Origin of the sequence: Deinococcus ficus (genome assembly GCF_003444775.1) — a bacterium.
GTDB classification, from domain to species: domain Bacteria; phylum Deinococcota; class Deinococci; order Deinococcales; family Deinococcaceae; genus Deinococcus; species Deinococcus ficus.
This window is the reverse complement of sequence record NZ_CP021083.1, coordinates 377,021-395,118: the sequence shown is the minus strand read 5'-3', so window position 1 is coordinate 395,118 and position 18,098 is coordinate 377,021. Positions and strand designations below refer to the sequence as shown.

Here is an 18,098-nt window from a genome sequence, read left to right as displayed (position 1 = left end):
CCAGTTATCTGGCGGCAGTGTAGGCTCAGGAAAAATAGATGTCAATGTCCAGTTTGTCCTGAGGTCTCTGCTCAACTCTGGCTGTGCGGCACGTCTTCCCCACCCGAACAGCCCGGGCCGGCACTTCCCTACGCTCAACCTCTCCTTCCTCAGCCCGAAACGAAAAAGCCCCGCGCAGAAGCGGGGCCGGTAGGGGCTCTGGCAGTCAGCGCCCAGGCTGAATGCGGATCGGCTGATCGATAGACGCCAGAATCAGCACCCAGCTGTCCGCCTCCGCCTGCCGCTCCACCGAAGCGTGGCTGGCCCCCTGCATCGACGCCGCGCAGGAGTCTCCCCCCACCTGATCCGCCTGGCAGTTTGCGACGACCTCCGCCGGCGTCAGGCCCGCCTGCATCTGGTACGCCCGGACCCAGTGGGCCTGGATGGGCGCGTGCAGGTCAGTGATGGTGTCGTTCACCCATTCGTGCATTCCCAACACCTGCGGCCGGCTCTGCACGCGGCGGCGGTACTCGCCCGGCAGCGGCGTCGTCACCACGACATTCACGTAATCGTTCTCGGTGTAGTCCGTGCTGCCCGCGCTGCGCAGCAGGTTCAGGGCCTGCTGGCCGTCCCGCGACAGGATCACCAGGGGCGGCGTGGCCCAGTTGATCGGCTGGGTGGTGCTGGTCGCCGCCGACGCTGCCTGCGGCGCCGGCGTTCCCGCGCCACCACAGCTCGTCATGAACGTCGCGGCGGCAATGGCCGTCAGAATCAGGCTCTTTTTGTTCCGCAGGTTCAGGGCGCATTCCATAGTGCGCTCAGCGTAGGATCGTGCGGCTCAGCCGCTCCTTACGGCCACTCAGGGCATCCGGCAGTCGGGAGCAGAAGACGAAAAGTGCCCCCCTGGACGAAACCGCAGGGCGGCGAACCGCATCAGCAGCGGGCAGCGGATTCAGGCAATCTGACAGGCTGCGGTAAGAAGAGCTATTCAGTCAGGTCAGGAGTGATCGTCGTCTGGCATTGTGCTCTGGAGCTGGAAAAAGACGGCCACCGAATCTGATGAATAGATAAAGATCCTTTCCATGCAGCCAGGACTGAGCTCGAAGTGGGGGTTGCACGTGTCTGTTGGACCCGTACGGCATCTCATCGGCTGTCTCCCGCATCGGCCTTAAGCGGAAAAACCCTTTCCAGACAACCTTCTTCGTTTCCCTCTGCTTTAAGGACGCCATGTGAGGTTCATGTAGGAGAAGGTGATGGTTCTGCAGGGTCCCTTTGGCCATCCGAACTGAACGACTGCCCTGACATGGAACCCATCCGTCTGAGCTCTCATGAGGCCAGGAAACGAGATATACTTCATAAACTCCTCAGAGTAGGAACCCAGCAGTCGCCCCTCCGCGCCCGCCGCTTCGTCTCCCCGTTCTCAGACCCCACCTACTTCTGGAGGTGCCATGCAGCCGACCCCTGCCCACCAGCCCACCCCCGCACAGCGGGTGAAGCGCCCCTACTGCGCCCCGCAGCTCACCAGTCTGGGCACCTGGCACGCCCTGACCCTGGCCGTCAGCGTGCCAGTCGGCCCGGGCGGCCACCGCAACGATCCTTCCTCCCAGCCTGCCTGAGCCCCGTCACGCGCCCCCGGGCGACTTCCCCCGCATCCCGCAAGGAGTCCTCATGACGACCCTCCCGCGTGCGCATCGCCCCCGCAGGCCCGTCTGGCTGCTCAGCCTGTGCCTGACGGTGCCCCTCGTCGCCTGCGGCGCCCCCCGCCCGGCACCCGCCCCCGCCCCCGGACCTCAGGTCATCGGTCTGGTCGAGGTCAGTCTGCAGGGGCTCGGCACCGACGCCCCGGCCACGTCCCTCCGGACCCTGGAGCCGACCGCCGGCCTGACCCCGCAGGCGACCACCCACCAGGCGGGCGGCCTGCAGCTGGAGCCGCTCACGCTGACCGTGTTCAACACCGGGACCCGCGGCGTGGACGGCCGCCGGTACGTCAGCGCCACGTACCGCGTCCGGAACGCCGACAGTGACGGCACCCCCGCCGCCCGGCCTCGGAAGAACATCACGCTGATCGCCGTGAACGCCGGAGATACGCTGGACGGCACCGCCTTCCGCGCCGTCACCACCTTCGGCGGCGCGGCCGCCGAAGCCGGACTGGCCCGGACCTTCCTGCCCACGCACGCCATGCGCATGGACCCGCTGCGCGCCGCACCGGTCCTCTCGACGGGCGGGGAGGACCTGCAGGTGTACCCCGAGAGCGAGGTGGCCCCCGGCGCGCTGCGCGACCCGGCAGGACAGCCGCTCACGTACGCGCAGCTCGGCGTGAACAGCGTCCTGCCGTACGGGTTCGTGGTGCGCACCCTGTCCGGTGGCCGCACCCTGAGCGCGAGCCCCGCCCCGGCTCAGTTCGACGGCCGCGTGACCTTCTCCGTGAGCCTGCCCCTCCAGCCGGACGACCCCGCCCGCACGCCCTCCCAGGGCTCCAAGCGCGACCCATGGGGGTTCCGGATGGTGCTGCTGGTCGTGGAGGACGAGGTGACCCGGGTCACGCAGAGCCTGGACGAACAGGCCCTCGGGAACGCCGCCGTGAACGCCCGGGCCGCCCTGGCCGGCGCCACCGAGGTGAACGTCCTGCCGGGCAGCAGCTATCCGGCCGGCGTGACCGGCGCCGTCCCGGCCCGCTGCATTCCGGAAGTCCGCATCGCCGGGCAGGCGGGCGACCCCGCCGCCACGTACCTCGTGAAAGGGAGCAGCTGCCCATGACCAGCCCCGCACGGTCCACCCACCCGAAGGCCGCCCTGCGCCTGAGTGCGCTGCTGCCCGCCCTGCTGCTGTCCGCCTGCTTCCAGGCGCCTGCCCCCGCCCCGGTCCCAGCGACGCCCCCGCCGCCCACCAGCGGCACCGTCCCCCCGCCCGCCCGCAGTGACCTCAAGGCCCTGGGCACCGTCACCGTGAATTTCAGCGGCCTTACCGACCCGGCCGGCCTGAAGGTGGCCGTCCCGAGTTCCGGGGCGCTCGGCCCGGCCGCCCTGACCGACCGCAGCAGCGTGCAGCTGAAAGTGTTGTCGCACGGCACCTTCACCACCGGCACCCGCGGCGTGGACGGCGTGCGGTACCTGTACGCCACCTTCCTCGTCCGCAACGCCGACGGCAGCGGCGCCGCGTACCCCACCGCCCGGCAGAACCTCACGCTGGTCGCGGCCAGCACTGCCGGCACCGTGCCCAACACGCCCTACAGCGCCCTGCTGAAATACGACGGCTCCCCCGCTGACGCCAGCGCCGCCACGACCATCACCCCCACCGCCGGACTGATGTTCGACCGCGGCACCGAACGCCCCACCCTGCTGCCCGGCGGGGAGGACCTGCAGGTCTTCGCGGAGGACGAGGTTCAGCCCCTCACGGCCGGCAGCGTGACCCGCGCCTTCCCCTTCGGGTACGTGGTGCGCCACCGCGTGAACACTGCCAGCCGCGCCCTGCCTGCCACTCCGGCCGCAGACGATTACGCCGGCGTGGTCACCATCGGGCTGAAACTCCCGCTCCAGGCCAGCGTGGCCGACGACCCGTACTCCTTCAACATGACCTTCGCCGTGGCCGACGACAGCGTGACCCGCGTGACCGAAAGCCCCGAGGAACAGGCCCTGGGGACCGTCCAGGCCCGCGCCACGGCGCTGGGCGGCGCGCAGGTGGCGCTACTGTGCGGCACCTCCTACGCCGGCAGCAACGCGGTATTCATCGGTTCGGCCACCACCGCCGGCGCCCCCGGCAACGGCCGCCTGACCCACCTGGGCGGCGACGTCGCCCTGAAGGCCCTGCCGTCTTCCTACTTCACGCCCGGGAATGTCAACTACCCCGTTCCAACCGAAACCGGCCTGGGACAGTACTACGCCGCCTACCCCACCACGCCCTCCGGGCCAGCGACCACGCTGACGTTCGCTGGTCAGGGCACTGCCCGTGGCGGCCAGCTGAACATGTCAGGTGATGGGGCCTTCACGTTCACCTCCAAGGTCGGGGACGGCGCGCCCGCTGTGACCGACCAGCTGAAGTACACCGTCTCCGACGGACACGGCTGCACCAGTCCGGTGCAGACTGCCCCGGTGAGCGTCAGTGGACGCGTATGGTTCGCCCGAGACACGGCCGCGGCCGGCGGGGACGGCCGCCAGGACACGCCGTTCAACACGGTGGCGAGCCTGCAAAGCGCCTCAGCGATCGGTGACACCCTCTACCTGTTCAGGGGCACGGGCGGTATGAACGGTGCTCTGGCCCTGAAGGACAATCAGCGTCTGCTCGGAGAGGGAGCAGAGCTTCGCGCCGGCTCCACACTCATTGTGCCCTTCGGGCCGCAATCCAGTGCGCTGAACAACCCAGCGGGCGTGGGACTCACCCTGGCGACCGGCAACAAGGTCCAGGGGGTCAGCATCACTGGCACCACTGGCGGGGTCATGGGAGCAAATGTCGGCCAGCTGACCCTGCTGGCTGATGTGGTGCGCGCCACGGCGGGCCCAGCGCTTGATCTGCGCGGCGGTCAGATTCTCGCCGACATCAACAGTGTCGATGCAGCCAGCACGGGCGGGGTTCCCGGCGTCCTGCTGTCCAATCTCACGGGGAACTTCACGGTCCGCAGTGCGGGAACGGTGGGTTCTGGCGGAACGGTGCAGTCCACTGGAGGTGCAGGCTACCGCCTCGAGCCAGGAAACGGCCTCTTGGACGTGAAGCTTATCGACGTGAAGGTTCAGAACAGTGCCACCGGGCTGGCGTACGAGCTTCCAGCCGTTTCCACTGGTCGCCTCAATCTGCTTGTACTACAAAGCAGCTTCGTGAACAACGGAACAGGCCTGCTCCTCAGTCCTGGTGGAAGCGGTACGAACGACTACACCATCGAATCCAGCAGTTTTACTCAAACAGTCGGAGGTGGCGGGCTCGTCTACAGTGCCCAGAATCGCAGTGCCGGTGCCACCGACCGCGGCCAGATCACGAGCAACACCTTCAGCATGGCCACGACCGGCACAGGCAATGGCATCACCCTCTCCCAGGCCGGTCCGGGCAATGGCGTGTTCAGCGTCACGGACAACCAGGTCACGTCCTTCGGCACGTACGGCATCAGCCTGTCGGCGGGCGAGGCTGGGAGCGGCCGGCTGGACGTGACGTTGCAGCGCAATACCGTGGCCAGTCCGGCTGGGAATGGCCGGGACGGCGTGTCGGTGCTGGCCGGCATCAACACCACCGACACCAGTACCCTTTGCTTGAATGCCGCGGCCAACAACGTCCAGGCCGCAGCCGGGTCCAGCCTGAGCGGGTTCGCGCTGCGGAAACGCCCAGGCAGCGTCCTGGTGCTGCCCGGTATCACGAACACCAGCGATGCCGGAGCGATCAGCTTTATTCAGGCGGCGAACTCTCCCTCCACTGCACGAATCCGCAGCGCCCCCCTCGATCCGCAGAACGGCACCTGCACCCTGCCGTGAACGGCCGGGACCGACCTCAGTTTTCAGGAGACCGGCATGTCTGAACCCTTCCTGGCGGAAATCCGCCTTACCAGCTTCAACTTCGCGCCCAAAGGCTGGGCGATGTGTAACGGCCAGCTGCTGCCCATCAACCAGAATCAGGCGCTGTTTTCCCTGCTTGGCACGGCGTATGGCGGGAACGGGCAGACAAACTTCGCCCTTCCAGACCTGCGGGGGCGCCGGCCGATGCATGCGAGCGGTCCCTACCCAGGGCAGATGGCCGGCCAGGAATTACACACGCTGAATACCAACGAGGTGCCGGCGCACAATCACGCGTTGAACGCCAGCAGCAGCCCCGGCAGCGCCATCGGCCCAGCCGGGAACGTCCTCGCCGCGACAGGTGAGGTCGCCTTGTACACGGATGGTGCGGGCAGCGTGGCGTTGAACTCATCGTCCATTCAGGCCGTCGGCGGCGGTCAACCCCATGAGAACCGGCCTCCTTACCTGGTCCTGAATTACATCATCGCGCTGCAGGGGATCTTCCCCTCAAGGAATTGATATGGGCCAACCTTACGTCGGTGAGATCCGCATGTTCGCCGGAAACTTTGCCCCAGCCGGCTGGGCCTTCTGTGACGGGCAGCTTCTGCCGATCTCCGAAAATGACGTCCTGTTCACCTTGATCGGGACGACCTACGGTGGCGACGGGCAGTCGACATTCGCCCTGCCGGACCTGCGCGGCCGCTCTCCGCTGCATCAGGGTCAGGGGCCTGGAATTCAGACTCCCTACCCCATGGGCGCTGTGGGCGGCGTCGAGACCGTCACCCTGACGCAGGCTCAGCTGCCCCCACACTCCCATGCGCTGATGGCCAGCGGAGCGCCGGCCACCAGCGGTGCGCCGCAGGGCCGGGTCCTGGCTCGCCCGGCGGCCGGGCAGGCGTATCTGGACGACATGCCGGTCATGGCGATGAACGCGGCCGCTCTGGGCGGGACCGGAGGCAGCCAGCCGCACGAGAATATGGCTCCCTATCTGCCCCTCTCCTTCATCATTTCCCTGTACGGGATCTTCCCGAGCCAGGCCTAAAGGACCGAGTCATGGACCCATTTGTTGGAGAGATCCGTCTGTTCGCCGGAAATTTCGCCCCGACGGGCTGGGCCAGGTGTGATGGCCAGATCCTCCCGATCTCGCAGAACACCGCGCTGTTCAGTCTGCTCGGCACCACCTACGGCGGCGACGGCCGCACCACTTTCGCCCTGCCGGACCTGCGGAACCGCGTGCCCGTCCATCAGGGACAGGGCCCAGGTCTCTCGCTCCGGCCGCTCGGCGAGCCGGGGGGCAGCGACAGCGTCACCCTGCTGTCCACAGAGATGCCGGCGCACACCCACCAGGTGCGGGGTCTGCCCGATCCGGCTGAGAGTGCCGTGCCTGCCGGGAAGGCGCTGGCCCGGGGCGTGAACCTCACGCCGTACGCCGGCGCGGCCAACGTCGCGATGCATCCCGGCGCAGTGAACCTCGCTGGCGGCAACCAGCCTCACAACAACCAGGCGCCATATCTGATGCTGACGTTCATCATCGCCCTGCAGGGCGTCTTCCCGCCGCGTTCCTGACCGCCCGCGCGCCCGCACATTTCCGACCGGAGAGCTGCCCTGCGGCTGTCCGTGGAGGCCTTCCATGACCGACCTGCCTGACTCTGCCGCCCCCACCCCGCCCACCCGGCGGGGCCTGCTCAAGACGCTGGCCGCCCTGGGGGCTCTCAGCGTGACCGGTGGTGCCCCGTCGGCCCTCGCGGCCCCTTCCGCCACCCCGCGGCTGCCGCTGCGTGTGGGGCTGGTCCTGCCCGCCCGCAGCCTCTACCCTGACCTGGGGGCCGCCTTCACGCGGGGCGTGCGGGCGGGGGCGCCCGGGCAGGCGGTTGAGCTGCGGACCTACTCCACCGGCCCGCTGCCCCGCGAGGCCGCGCAGGCCGCGCAGGCGGCCCTGGACGACGGCTGTGAGGCGCTGATTCTCTTGGGCGACGGGCTGGCAGCCGCGCTGGCCGGACTGCTGCATGCCCGGCCGGTCCCGGTCCTGGCCGCGGAACTTGGCGCGCTCCTGCCGGGCACGCACCGTCCGGCGCCGTTGACTGTGACGCTTTCCCTGCGGACCTGGGAGGCCGAGTGGGGCCACGGGCAGGCGCTGGCGCGCTCGGCGTCCGGCGCGGCCGTTCACCTGCTGATGTCCGATGTGGAGGCCGGGTACGATCTTCCGTATGCCTTCAGCGCCGGGTTCACGGCCGCGGGTGGCACGCTGGCCGGTTCCACGGTGTTCGCCTCGCGCCGACCGGACGTGGCCGGCGCGGTCGACGCCGTCCGGGTCAGCGGCGCGCGGGCGGCGCACGTGCTTGCCAGCGGTCAGGGCGCGGAAGTCATCCTGGCCCTGCAGCAGGCCGGGCTGAGCGTGACAAAAGGAGGGCTCACGGCGCCCGGGCTGGCGGGCGTCCCGTCGGTGCTGGCCGCACCCTCCAGAGCGGACGGCCTGGCGAGCGCGGCGCTGGGGGACGACGCCGGACACCCGGGGGCGCAACTGGGCTTTGACGCCGGGCGCTGGATGGTTGCCGGGCTGTCGTCACTGCCGGCGACGGCCGGGGCGCTGGCCCAGTACAGCGGGCTGATGCACGCGGCTGTCCCTGGTGCCCGCGGGCCGCTGCGGGCGAACGAGTCGGGGCTGGCGGGGACGCCCCTCTGGCGTCGCGGTGGCGGACTGCCGGACAAGCCGCTGGCCGACGGGCCGGCCGGGCTGCACCGGGGCGAGGACCTGCGCAGTGGGTGGCTGTACACGTACCTGCATGCCTGAACCCGGGCACCCGGTCAACCCGTCACGGTTGTGGCGGGCGGCCACGTCGGAGGACGAGATGTTCCTGCGGACGCTGCACGCGGAGACGCAGGTGGATTTCGAGGGCCTGCCGGAGCGGGGCGTCCTGCTCGACCTTCAGTACCGGGCGCGGGCGGCCGGGTACGCGGCCCGATATCCGCATGCCCGCCGCCTAATCCTGCTGGGGGCAGCTGGGCCGGTCGGCATGCTGCTGCTCGCCGAAGAGGAGGAGATCACGCTGGTGGTCGATCTCGCTGTTCTGCCGGCCTGGCAGGGCTGCGGCGTCGGGAGTGCGGCCCTGCGGGCCGTGCAGGCGACGTGCGGCCCGGGCGGCGTGCGGCTGCACGTGCGCGCGGATTCGCCGGCCCGGCGGCTGTACAGGCGCCTGGGGTTTCATGAGGTGGGCGACGACACTCTGAATGTGGTGATGCACTGGACGCCCTGAGTCTTGCCCCGGTCAGGAGTGAGGGTCGTGAGCGGCAACGGCGTGCACTCCGCCACGGATGAAGGTGTTGAGCAGTGGGAGCAGGCCGTCCGGATCGGGGGCGGGGTCCGTGACCTGGCGGTAGGCCACCTGGGTGATCAGGTCGAGCAGCAGCGGCAGGAGCAGTGGGTGGGCGTTCAGCGTCTCGCCTTTCAGGCCGGGGAGCTGCTCCAGGTTCAGCCGGCTTTGCAGGGCGCTGAGGAATTCGGCGCGGCGGCTGCGGAACTGCGGGCCGCCGCCGCTGTGCAGGAGCTTGAGAAGTTCGCTCTCCTGCAAGATGGCCTGGAAGAGTTCGCTGAAGGCTGTGAGGTCCTCGGTGTGCAGGTGCTGGGCCAGGCGCTCTGGGAGGTGTTCGAGGCGGCGGTCGAGCAGTTCGGCGAGGATCGCTTCAGTGGACGGGAAGTAGGTGTAGATGGTGGGCCGGGAGGTGTGCAGGGCGAGGGCGATGTCGGCCATGCTCACGCCTTCGAAGCCGCGTTCGATGAAGAGCGCGGCGGCCTGGTCGAGGATCTGGGTGCGGCGATCCTGGGCCTGGAGCCGGCGGCGCCGTGGCGTGGGCGTGGTCATTGGCGCTCATCCTACACTACTGACATTTCGTTACTTGACAGATTTTTTGATCGTGGGTGGGCCTGCCGGCTGGAATGCTCAGCCTGGCATGTGGCCTGCCCGAGACCCCACAACCATCCCCCGGTCCATGTGCGCCGACTTTCGGAACCATCACCCACGTACCTTAGACACCTGCCGAACGCGATTGCCGGCGTCACCCAATGACGGGGGTTTCCGCCGTAGCAATCGGCACTGTTCCCCTGGTGTACGCCGGCACAAACCTGGGGAGTATCCATTGCCGGGCGGGGGCTTCACCCGCAGCGCTTCGGCTTTGGCACCTGACTCACGCACAAGCGTCCTTCACGTTCTGCTTTGCCTCGGGGCGGCGCTGGGAGTTTGCCACCGACCAGGAGGTTCGGCCGCTCCTCGGCACGCCCATCACATCCCTGTTCTCCCTGGCCGGGACTGCCGCTCCGACCTGCACCGGCTCTCCACGGGCCGGAAGAGCAACGGGTGGTCAGGTGAAGGTGCGCCCACACGTCCTTCGCGGATGAGGGAGGATGAGGGCCTGATCCTGTCATCTCTGTCTGAAAGGAGTGCACCGATGCTCAGCACCGTTCCCACTCAGGGTCTCCCGTCCGCCCCAGTTTCCGAACCCGCCGCGCCGCCCGCCCCGCACCACAGCGCCCTGGACGCCCTGCGCGGTCTGGCGGCGCTGTCGGTCGTGGTGTTTCACCTGACGTTGCTGGTGCACCAGAGCCTCAGTCCGCACGACGCGGCCCTGCAGGAGGTCCTGCGAGCGCTGAGGCTCACGCCGGCCTTCCTGCTGTTTGCCGGGTCCGAGGCGGTGCTGGTGTTCTTCCTGCTCAGCGGCTTCGTGCTGTACCTGATGCTGGCCGGACGGCCCATGACCTACGGCACGTACGTGCGGCGCCGGTTGTGGCGACTGTACCCGCCGTATCTCGTGGCGGTGCTGGTCAGCATCGGCCTGGCAGACACCCTGGGCGGGCACGCCCTGCCCGGGTACGGTGCCTGGGTGAACACCCTGTGGCAGCACCCGCCGGACCTGCAGACCTTTCTGCAGCACGTGCTGGTGATCGGCAACCCCAACAGTGAACCGTACGATTTCGTGCTGTGGTCACTGGTGCAGGAAATGCAGGTCAGCCTGATCTTCCCGGTGCTGTACCTGTTGATCGTGCGATGCCGCGCTCGGCACGTGATCGTCGGCGGCCTGCTGCTGAGCCTGGGGGCGAACGCCGTGACCCACCTGCTCCTTCACCGGGCTCCGCACGCGGCGTTCGTCCTGACGCCCTACCTGAACACCCTGCACTACCTGATCTTCTTCGCGCTGGGCGCGCTGATGGCCCGGCACCGGGGCGTGGTGGGCGCGTGGTACGCGGCGCTCGGTCCCGCCCGCAAGGGCGCCCTGATCGGCGTGGGGCTGATCTCGTTCACGTACGGCCAGCCGCTGATGGCGCACCTGGGCGTGACCTCACGGGTGGGCGACCTGCTGATCCTGCCGGGCGCGCTGATGCTGGTCCTGGTCTTCGCGCACTCCCCGCGCCTGCTGCGACTCTCCCGGTGGCCCGTCCTGCAGTTCCTGGGGCGGATCTCCTACAGCCTGTACCTCTACCACGGCGTGGTGCTGCTGGCTTTCCTGTACGGCCTGGGCACGCACCTGCCCCTGGGCTCCTTGCTGCTGCTGACCGCAGCTGCAGTGATTCCGGTCTCGACCCTGGCATACCGGGCGGTCGAGCGACCCAGCATCGAATGGAGTCGCGGCGCCCGCCGCGCCCGGACGGCGGCCGCGTCCCGCACCTGAGCGCGTGAAGGGCGGTGCATGAATGACGGATCGTCATTCCGGCCGTGGGCGCCCAGCCCTTACCCTGGGGGGACGCCGTGACCGCCCCCGGTACCCGCACCTCTGTAGGTGACCCGCATGGACCGTAATGTCAACCGAACCGATCTGAAGGAACTGAACGCGCAGCGGGTGCCGGCGGTGACCCGCCCAGTGGTGACCGCCACGCCGCTGGACCGGATGCGCAACGCCCTGGCCCTCCGGCCGGCGCTCGCCCGCACGGTCTCCGACGGCATGATCGTGCTCGCGGTCTGCGCGGCGGGCCTGGGTGCCGTGGTCGGCTTTCAGCGAGTGACTGTCAGTCAGCGCACGCCGCTGGCCGGCATGGCCGAGCTGCGCGCGCAGGTGCTGACGCTGCCCCCGGCAGCCGGGCCCGGGGACGCCCCGAAAGCTGCGGTCCCTGCCCAGGAGCAGACGCCCGCCTCCACCTCCAGGGCAGGCACCGCAGCGGCGCAGGTTCCGGCGGTGGACGGTCAGCCCAGCCGGCCCGGGGGCCCCCCCGGCTCGGCAGCGGTCACGCCCGCCCCGGACAGTGCGGGCGCCCGGCCCATCACGGGTGAGGCGCGGAAAGTGGTCCTGAGGCTGACGCGGGCCGCCGGGTACATCATTCCGGAAAGTGCCATGGACCGGCCGACCGCCACGCTGGACATCGCCCGAATGATGGCCGGGGTGGGGCGGCTGGTCACCCCGCGGGTGCTAGAGGCGCTGCAGGCCTCGCCGGGCAACACACAGTTCGTGGCGGACTTCGCCGTCACCCTGCGCGGCCCTCCCCTGAACCCGGCAGAGGCTGTGGCGGCATTGAGCTCACCAGCACGGACCCCAGCCGCCGCGGCGCCCGTGAGTGCTCCCAGGCCCCTGGACCTGCATAGGGGAAGTGGGGAAATGGCGAACCATACGACGCCCGTGTCTGCGGCGGCGGCGCCTGTGGTCAGTGAGGCCGCGCCCACGCCGACGGTATCCGCGCCCGATGAATTGCAGACCAGTGCGCCGAAGGATCTTGTGGCCAGTCTGGATGATCCTCTGCCGGTGAACTGGCTGCAGGCCATGACCGAACAGGCCGTGACCCCACTGACTCCGCGCAACTGAGCTGGAGCTCGCTCTGGACATACTCTGGGAAGGAGTAGGGGCCATTCCCAGGGTCAAAAAAGCGTAGGCGACCAACGAAAAATGCCGTCCAGGCGGGAGGGATTCCCTCCCGCCTGGATGTTGTCGCATGCTGCAACCACGAAATTCTGGATTTGTCGAGCATGAGAGACAATTTGTCTAGACAGGGCTGAAGACAGTCCAAGATTGCTTTGAGCTTCTCACATGAGTTACTCAGATTAAGGGAAGTGAAATTCTTTATTACGGTCTCCATAAGGCCAGATTAAATTCACCATCAGCAGCCGGTCAGATCCACCCGACCAGCACGCCCTGGCCCAGCGGCGCACCCACGCGCCGTTCATCCTCACTGTCGACCCCGCTCGTGCATGCACCACCGCATGCCCGCCCTGCACCCTGCAGCTCTGGAGAAACACGTGTCTCACCGCTTCGCCGCCCGCCCCGCCGCCCTCCGCTTTGCGCTCCTCGGTACCGCCCTGCTGCTCGCCTCCTGCGGAACCGGCACCCCCGCCCCCGCCCAGGACCAGGTCACCGCCCCCACCAGTGACACCACGGTGAGCAGCCCCACCATCAACGCCGAGTCCACCACGCCCATCAAGGTGCAACCCGGCGTCGCCAGTGGCGGCAGAACCGAGTACGACGCCAAAGCCGAAGGCCAGCAGACCGTGACTCTGCTGGGCAACGGGAACGCCGCGACCTTCACGGTCCCCAGCACCGGCACCTTCACAGCCGCGCTGCAGGCCCGCGAAACCGCGTACCAGGGCAACGTCATCCTCAGCATCCGCGTGAACGGCACCGAGCGCAAGCGCGTGGAAATCACCAGCCTCACCTACGCCCCCCTCGCCCTGGGCGACCTGAGCCTCACCGCCGGGCAGGTGCTGAGCGCCGTGTTCGTGAACGACCTGAGTGGCGCCGGCGGTGACCGCAACGCCTACATCGACTACCTGACCCTGACCCCGGTCGCCACCACCGCTCCGGCGCCCGCGCCTGAACCCACCCCGACCCCCACTCCGACGCCGACCCCCACGCCTGCTCCGGCCCCCACCGACGCGGTGGACGTGAAGACCTTCGGCGCGAAGGGCGACGGCGTGACCGACGACACCGCCGCCCTGCAGAAAGCGGCCAGCAGCGGCAAGTCACTGATCTTCCCGTCCGGCACGTACCTCATCAGCCGCGCCGTGACCTTCAGCGGCGTCAGCGGCCTGACCTACGTCGGCCAGGGCGCCACCATCAAGGCCAAGAGCGGCTTTACCGGCGCGGCCCTGCTGCACCTGACCAACACCACCAACACCACCGTGCGCGGCTTCACCGTGATCGGCGCCGGTGAAGGCACTGGCTGGATCGACGGTGTGCGCGTCAGCGGCGGCAGCGGCGCGGTCGTGGACGGCAACACCATCAGCCAGCTCGGCGGCTGCGGCGTGTACGTGGAGAACACCAGCGGCACCACCGTCAGCACGAACACCGTCTCCGGCGTGAAGTACCACGGCGTGTTCAGCTCCGCGTCCAGCAAGCAGACCTGGCGCGGCAACCGCATCACCGGTCACGGCAGCACCGTCCTGACCGGCGGCATCGGCCTGCTCGGGCAGCTCGGCGGCGACTACCTGATCGAGAACAACGTGGTCAGCGCCATCGGCAACACCGGCATGAAGACCGAAGGGGCCTCCAACGTGGTGTTCCGCGGCAACAACCTCGACGGCTTCGCCACCGACGGCATCAAGATCATGCCCCTCCCGGAAAAAGGCGTCAGCCAGGTCAGCAACGGCGTGATCGAGAACAACACCGTGCGCGGCTTCTCCGGCGCCCACCAGTACGGCTCCACCGCCCTGCAGATCAGCAGCGTGATCGGCGGCCGGGTCAGCGGCAACACCACCTACGGCACCTTCGGCGCCAGCAGCGGCAAGCAGCCCCCCTACGGCTACGAGGACGCCATCCGCCTCCAGGCGCACGGCAGCGGCCCGGTGCCCAGCGGCATCACCATCAGCGACAACAAGGTCAGCAACTCCTTCGTGGGCATGCGCCTGATGGGCAACGACAACACCGTCGCCAACAACACCTTCCAGGGCAGCGCCCGGACCAGCGTGATCTTCAACCGCAACGCCTCCCGCAACAAGTTCACCGGCAACACCTTCGCCACTGCCGGCGAGATGGGCGTGATGTTCGACCTGTACGTGAACGGCACGACCTTCAGCGGCAACACCTTCAGCGGCATGAGCACCGGCATCTACGCCGCGAACACCGGCAACAACAACAACACCTTCACCACCAACAGCTTCAGCGCCGTGAGCAAGGCCATCGTGTACTCCGGCACCAGCAATACCTGCTCCGGCAACACCGGCACCGGCGTCACCGTCACCTGCCAGTAACCCCCCGCACCGTCACTGGAGCCTGACCTGCTGGCCCCCGCCCCTCACCGGGCGGGGGCCGCTTTGCGGCTTTCCGTTCAAGGCTGCGCGGCGAGCACCTTCAGCTGATCGGCCACCAGGGCGCCCACCTGATCCCACGACATGGCGTGCGACACGGCCTCCAGCCCTGCCTGCCCGTACTGCCGGGCCATGGCCGGCTGCCCCAGCAGTTCCGTCAGCGCGCCGGCCAGGGCCGGCACGTCGTCCACCGCCACCAGGGAGCCCGTCACGCCGTCCATCACGATCTCGGGAATCGCGACGTGGTTGGTGCTGACGCATGGCAGGCCCACCGCCATCGCCTCGCGCAGCACGTGAGGGAAGGGATTGAACACGCTGGGCAGCACGAACACCGTCGCGCCGTGGAACAGTGACCGCAGCCGCTCCCGGTCCCGGACCGGGCCGAACCACTCCACACCCGGCGGCAGGGCCAGCGCCACCGGCCGCCGCGGCCCCACGATCTGCAGCCGGGCGCCGGGCAGGTCGGCCCGCACGCGCCGCCAGGCGTCCAGCAGCGTCCGGCCACCGTTGCGGTCGAACTCGTACGCGACGAACAGCGCGGTCTGCTGGTCGTAGGCGTCCTTGCCGTCCGGGTCGATGGTGAAGTTCGCCCCGGCGCCCACGGTCAGGACCTTGTCGGCCGGCACGCCGTAATCGTCGAGCAGGGACTGGTGCACCGCCTGGGACATCGCGAAGATCCGGTCGGCGGCGTGGTACGCCTCGCGCTCCAGGATCAGCCACTCGCGCCGCTCGCGGTCGCTCATGGGGTTCCACTGCGGGTAGTGCCGCATGGTCAGGGCCATGGTGTTGTCCAGGTACAGGGCTACCGGAAAGCCGTGCCCGGCCACGGAGAACATCCCGAAAATCTGCAGCACCACGTCGAACTGCCCGCGCCGGGCATTCAGGCGCCGCAGGGCCAGGTCGCTGCGGACGCGGAAGGTGCGCGGGTTCAGGTTGGCGACGCCCTTCCAGCGGTAGGGATGCGGCCGGAAGCTGGAGGCGTAGTTCATCATCATGGGCATGCCGCTGAGGGCGGGTGTGAACCGGTCCACGATCTGCGCGTGAGCCGACAGCGCCCGGTACAGAGACAGGTTGCGGCCTCGCACCACCCGGAAGTCCACGTCGCCTTCGGTGTCCACTCCCATGACTCGGTACATGTGCCTCCTTGACGCCGGTGGCGAGGTCAGCGGGGGTCGGGGCGGACGGCCAGCCAGCCGCCCCGCGCGACCGCCGCGGCGCGCTGCCACTGTCCGCGCAGCACGCGCTTGACGAGGTACGTGCCGGGCCCGGCCAGCAGCGCCACCGCCGGGACCGGCGAGTGCCGGCGGAAGAACCGCACGGCGCTCTTGGTGAACTGCAGTTCGTACGCGGTGCTCTTGTCGGTCATGGTGCTCATGCCCATGGACGCCGCGCCCAGGTGCCAGGTCCGGGCCCGTTCGGCGATGCCCAGGCCCCAGCCGGCCTGCCGCAGCCGGAAGCACAGGTCGGCGTCTTCCCAGTACATGAAGTACCGCTCGTCGAGCAGGCCGACCTCCTGCAGGGCCCGGGTGCGCACCAGCAGGCTGGTGCCGGCCAGGAAGTCCAGCCGCGCCCAGTCCACCGGAGATTCGAACAGCGCCGCGCTGCCGCGCCAGAGGTCCACGTACCCGCCGCCCCAGCTCTGCAGTTCCTCCGGACGGCGCAGGTGGTACAGCACGGACGTGACCGCGCCCAGCCGCGGGTGGTCCTCGGCGACCTTGACCAGTTCGCGCAGCACGTCCGGCGGGACGACCGTGTCGTTGTTCAGCAGCCACACGTAGTCCAGGCCGCGCCGCAGCGCCTCGCGGGTCCCGATGTTGTTCGCGGCGGTGAAGCCCACGTTGCGGGGAATGGTCAGGACCGGCTGGTCCGGGTGCCGGGCGCGGAGCTGCGCCAGCGAGTCGTCGGTGGAGCCGTTGTCCACCAGGATCACCTGCGCGTCCGGGTAGTCCAGGGCGGCCAGGGACCGCAGGCAGTCGTCCGTGAGGGCCCAGCCGTTGTAGTTGATGACGACGATGCCCACCGACGGCCAAGCGCGCGGGCGGGGAGCGGGGGCGGAGGTGGGCGCGGGGGCCAGGGTGGGGGACGGCAGGGGTGTCATGCGGGGAACCTCCGGGCGGGACCATTCAGGGCGGGAACGGCCCGGCGGGGCCGGGCTGGCGCGGGCAGGGCGCGCCGGGCGTCACAGCGGGCGTGCAGGTACGCGCCGCACACGGTGAGCGCGAAACTCCAGTCGGTGGTGGTGAACACCACGGTGTACAGGCCGACCAGGCCGATGAACGCCCCGGTCAGCAGGGCGGGCAGGACCAGCGGCGTGGCGGGCCGCAGCAGCAGGGTGCGGGCCAGCGGCTGGGCCATGGTGAAGGTGATCAGCAGAATGAGGCCGAGCGTGCCGAAGGTCCAGCGGACCGAGTCGTAGGAGTAATGCAGTTCGTTCGTGACCTCACCCAGCCGGGGGTTTTCCAGGCTCTCGGGGATGAAGGTGTTCGTGCCCACGCCCAGCCACTGCGCTTCCGGGGTCTGCACCAGCCGGAAGGCGGCCGAGACCTGCTGCGCCCGCCAGTCGAGGTTCTTCTGGTCGAGACTGAAGCGTTCCTGTCCGCCGAAGCCGGCCGCGGCGTTGGCGACGGTGTCGGCCAGGGGCGTCGCCACGACGACCAGCGCCGTGCCTGACAGGGTCAGCAGGGCACCCAGCACGAGCCGGCCCTTGCGTCCGGCGGCGACGGCGCCGCTGGAGAACTTCAGCAGCACCAGCAGCGTGACGATCAGCACCGCCAGGATCAGCATGCCGCGCGACATGTTCACGCACAGCGCCGTCAGGAACAGCAGGGCCCGCGCCACTTCCAGCGGCAGCGCCCGGTCCGAGGTCTGGAAGATGTTCCGCAGGGAGACGGTCAGGCCCAGGAACACCAGGGCCATGCCCGGGTAGAAGATGCGGGGCAGCGGCCCCACCCACTCGTACACGATGAAATCGTCCGCGAACTTGCCGGCGCCCGGCGCCAGGCCCGGCACGGCGAAGGTCAGCACAGCCCGCGCCGCGGCGACCGTGGCGAGCACCATCAGGGTCCGTTCGATCTGCCCCTCGTCCCTGTTGCGGGCCCACAGCCAGAGGTACGGCGCGATCAGGAACCCGCTGAACTTGTACACGTACGAGAACGCCCCGGCCGTGGACTCCCCGGTCGCGGTGAACCAGACCATGTGTGCGTACGGCAGCAGGGCCAGCAGCACCACGCCCCACATCGGCAGCCGCCGGGAACGCCACACGGCGTACAGCACCAGCAGCCAGGTGAGCAGCAGCAGGCCCAGCTGCGCGGCGCTGCCCAGCGACGGATCGAGCCGGCGGGCAAATCCGAACACGGAGAAGGTGCCCAGGTACAGGCTGAACAGGCCCACGTGCAGCCACAGGTCCGTTTCGCGGCGGCGGAGCTGCACC

General features: G+C 69.1%; 16 protein-coding genes. 11 read left to right on the top strand and 5 right to left on the bottom strand.

The window, feature by feature from the left end; all coding sequences use genetic code 11:
* Positions 1-205 precede the first annotated feature (205 nt).
* Positions 206-790, bottom strand: a complete 585-nt coding sequence (locus DFI_RS18200) for a hypothetical protein (RefSeq protein ID WP_027462302.1) — start codon at positions 788-790, stop codon at positions 206-208.
* Between the two features lie 637 nt (positions 791-1,427).
* Here DFI_RS18200 and DFI_RS20385 point away from each other — a divergent pair.
* The 8 genes from DFI_RS20385 (at position 1,428) to DFI_RS18165 (ending at position 8,704) form a co-directional block, all read left to right on the top strand.
* Positions 1,428-1,595, top strand: coding sequence for a hypothetical protein (locus DFI_RS20385; RefSeq protein ID WP_155864506.1), 168 nt, complete (start codon positions 1,428-1,430; stop codon positions 1,593-1,595).
* A gap of 52 nt (positions 1,596-1,647) precedes the next feature.
* Entirely contained in the window at positions 1,648-2,736 is a 1,089-nt protein-coding gene (locus DFI_RS18195; RefSeq protein ID WP_081425747.1) for a hypothetical protein, read from the top strand.
* On the top strand, positions 2,733-5,432 hold the full coding sequence (locus DFI_RS18190) for a hypothetical protein (protein ID WP_027462300.1): 2,700 nt from the start codon (positions 2,733-2,735) through the stop codon (positions 5,430-5,432). The genes DFI_RS18195 and DFI_RS18190 overlap by 4 nt, the downstream gene beginning before the upstream one ends.
* Positions 5,433-5,468: 36 nt before the next feature.
* Positions 5,469-5,969, top strand: coding sequence for a phage tail protein (locus DFI_RS18185; protein WP_027462299.1), 501 nt, complete (start codon positions 5,469-5,471; stop codon positions 5,967-5,969).
* Position 5,970: 1 nt separating this feature from the next.
* Positions 5,971-6,492 carry a phage tail protein gene (locus tag DFI_RS18180; protein WP_022802845.1) on the top strand — a complete coding sequence of 174 codons (522 nt, stop codon included), beginning with the start codon at positions 5,971-5,973 and terminating at the stop codon, positions 6,490-6,492.
* Between the two features lie 11 nt (positions 6,493-6,503).
* The gene (locus DFI_RS18175; RefSeq protein WP_022802844.1) at positions 6,504-7,016 is read left to right on the top strand and encodes a phage tail protein; all 513 of its coding nucleotides are present in this window, start codon (positions 6,504-6,506) and stop codon (positions 7,014-7,016) included.
* Positions 7,017-7,080: 64 nt separating this feature from the next.
* Positions 7,081-8,241, top strand: coding sequence for an ABC transporter substrate-binding protein (locus tag DFI_RS18170; RefSeq protein ID WP_027462298.1), 1,161 nt, complete (start codon positions 7,081-7,083; stop codon positions 8,239-8,241).
* Positions 8,234-8,704: a GNAT family N-acetyltransferase gene (locus DFI_RS18165; protein ID WP_022802842.1), complete on the top strand. Its 471-nt coding sequence runs from the start codon at positions 8,234-8,236 to the stop codon at positions 8,702-8,704. Before DFI_RS18170 ends, DFI_RS18165 begins: the two co-directional genes overlap by 8 nt.
* Positions 8,705-8,716: 12 nt before the next feature.
* On the opposite strand, the gene DFI_RS18160 is transcribed toward DFI_RS18165, so the two are convergent.
* The gene (locus DFI_RS18160) at positions 8,717-9,310 is read right to left on the bottom strand and encodes a TetR/AcrR family transcriptional regulator (RefSeq protein WP_027462297.1); all 594 of its coding nucleotides are present in this window, start codon (positions 9,308-9,310) and stop codon (positions 8,717-8,719) included.
* Between the two features lie 583 nt (positions 9,311-9,893).
* Here DFI_RS18160 and DFI_RS20380 point away from each other — a divergent pair.
* The 3 genes from DFI_RS20380 (at position 9,894) to DFI_RS18145 (ending at position 14,611) form a co-directional block, all read left to right on the top strand.
* Positions 9,894-11,111 (top strand): acyltransferase family protein, encoded by a 1,218-nt coding sequence (locus DFI_RS20380; protein WP_022802841.1) that lies wholly within the window; start codon positions 9,894-9,896, stop codon positions 11,109-11,111.
* Positions 11,112-11,219: 108 nt separating this feature from the next.
* Positions 11,220-12,233, top strand: a complete 1,014-nt coding sequence (locus DFI_RS18150; protein ID WP_027462296.1) for a hypothetical protein — start codon at positions 11,220-11,222, stop codon at positions 12,231-12,233.
* Positions 12,234-12,664: 431 nt separating this feature from the next.
* Positions 12,665-14,611 (top strand): right-handed parallel beta-helix repeat-containing protein, encoded by a 1,947-nt coding sequence (locus tag DFI_RS18145; RefSeq protein ID WP_051307590.1) that lies wholly within the window; start codon positions 12,665-12,667, stop codon positions 14,609-14,611.
* A 77-nt stretch (positions 14,612-14,688) separates the two neighbouring features.
* On the opposite strand, the gene DFI_RS18140 is transcribed toward DFI_RS18145, so the two are convergent.
* The 3 genes from DFI_RS18140 to DFI_RS18130 are packed head-to-tail and all read right to left on the bottom strand — an operon-like array spanning position 14,689 to position 18,097.
* Complete coding sequence (locus tag DFI_RS18140) at positions 14,689-15,804, bottom strand: glycosyltransferase family 4 protein (RefSeq protein WP_081425746.1); 1,116 nt, start codon at positions 15,802-15,804, stop codon at positions 14,689-14,691.
* A gap of 26 nt (positions 15,805-15,830) precedes the next feature.
* A complete protein-coding gene (locus DFI_RS18135; protein ID WP_081425745.1) occupies positions 15,831-16,766 on the bottom strand; it encodes a glycosyltransferase family 2 protein in 936 nt (311 codons plus the stop codon).
* Complete coding sequence (locus tag DFI_RS18130) at positions 16,763-18,097, bottom strand: O-antigen ligase family protein (protein ID WP_027462294.1); 1,335 nt, start codon at positions 18,095-18,097, stop codon at positions 16,763-16,765. The genes DFI_RS18135 and DFI_RS18130 overlap by 4 nt, the downstream gene beginning before the upstream one ends.
* Position 18,098: the final 1 nt, after the last annotated feature.

Bases quoted from the DNA above. Each gene is read 5' to 3' on its own strand.
- DFI_RS20385 (WP_155864506.1), top strand. From the start codon at position 1,428: ATGCAGCCGACCCCTGCCCACCAGCCCACCCCCGCACAGCGGGTGAAG.
- DFI_RS18165 (WP_022802842.1), top strand. From the start codon at position 8,234: ATGCCTGAACCCGGGCACCCGGTCAACCCGTCACGGTTGTGGCGGGCG.
- DFI_RS18200 (WP_027462302.1), bottom strand. From the start codon at position 790: ATGGAATGCGCCCTGAACCTGCGGAACAAAAAGAGCCTGATTCTGACG.
- DFI_RS18140 (WP_081425746.1), bottom strand. From the start codon at position 15,804: ATGTACCGAGTCATGGGAGTGGACACCGAAGGCGACGTGGACTTCCGG.
- DFI_RS18190 (WP_027462300.1), top strand. From the start codon at position 2,733: ATGACCAGCCCCGCACGGTCCACCCACCCGAAGGCCGCCCTGCGCCTG.
- DFI_RS18160 (WP_027462297.1), bottom strand. From the start codon at position 9,310: ATGACCACGCCCACGCCACGGCGCCGCCGGCTCCAGGCCCAGGATCGC.
- DFI_RS18170 (WP_027462298.1), top strand. From the start codon at position 7,081: ATGACCGACCTGCCTGACTCTGCCGCCCCCACCCCGCCCACCCGGCGG.
- DFI_RS18135 (WP_081425745.1), bottom strand. From the start codon at position 16,766: ATGACACCCCTGCCGTCCCCCACCCTGGCCCCCGCGCCCACCTCCGCC.
- DFI_RS18180 (WP_022802845.1), top strand. From the start codon at position 5,971: ATGGGCCAACCTTACGTCGGTGAGATCCGCATGTTCGCCGGAAACTTT.
- DFI_RS18175 (WP_022802844.1), top strand. From the start codon at position 6,504: ATGGACCCATTTGTTGGAGAGATCCGTCTGTTCGCCGGAAATTTCGCC.
- DFI_RS18195 (WP_081425747.1), top strand. From the start codon at position 1,648: ATGACGACCCTCCCGCGTGCGCATCGCCCCCGCAGGCCCGTCTGGCTG.
- DFI_RS20380 (WP_022802841.1), top strand. From the start codon at position 9,894: ATGCTCAGCACCGTTCCCACTCAGGGTCTCCCGTCCGCCCCAGTTTCC.
- DFI_RS18185 (WP_027462299.1), top strand. From the start codon at position 5,469: ATGTCTGAACCCTTCCTGGCGGAAATCCGCCTTACCAGCTTCAACTTC.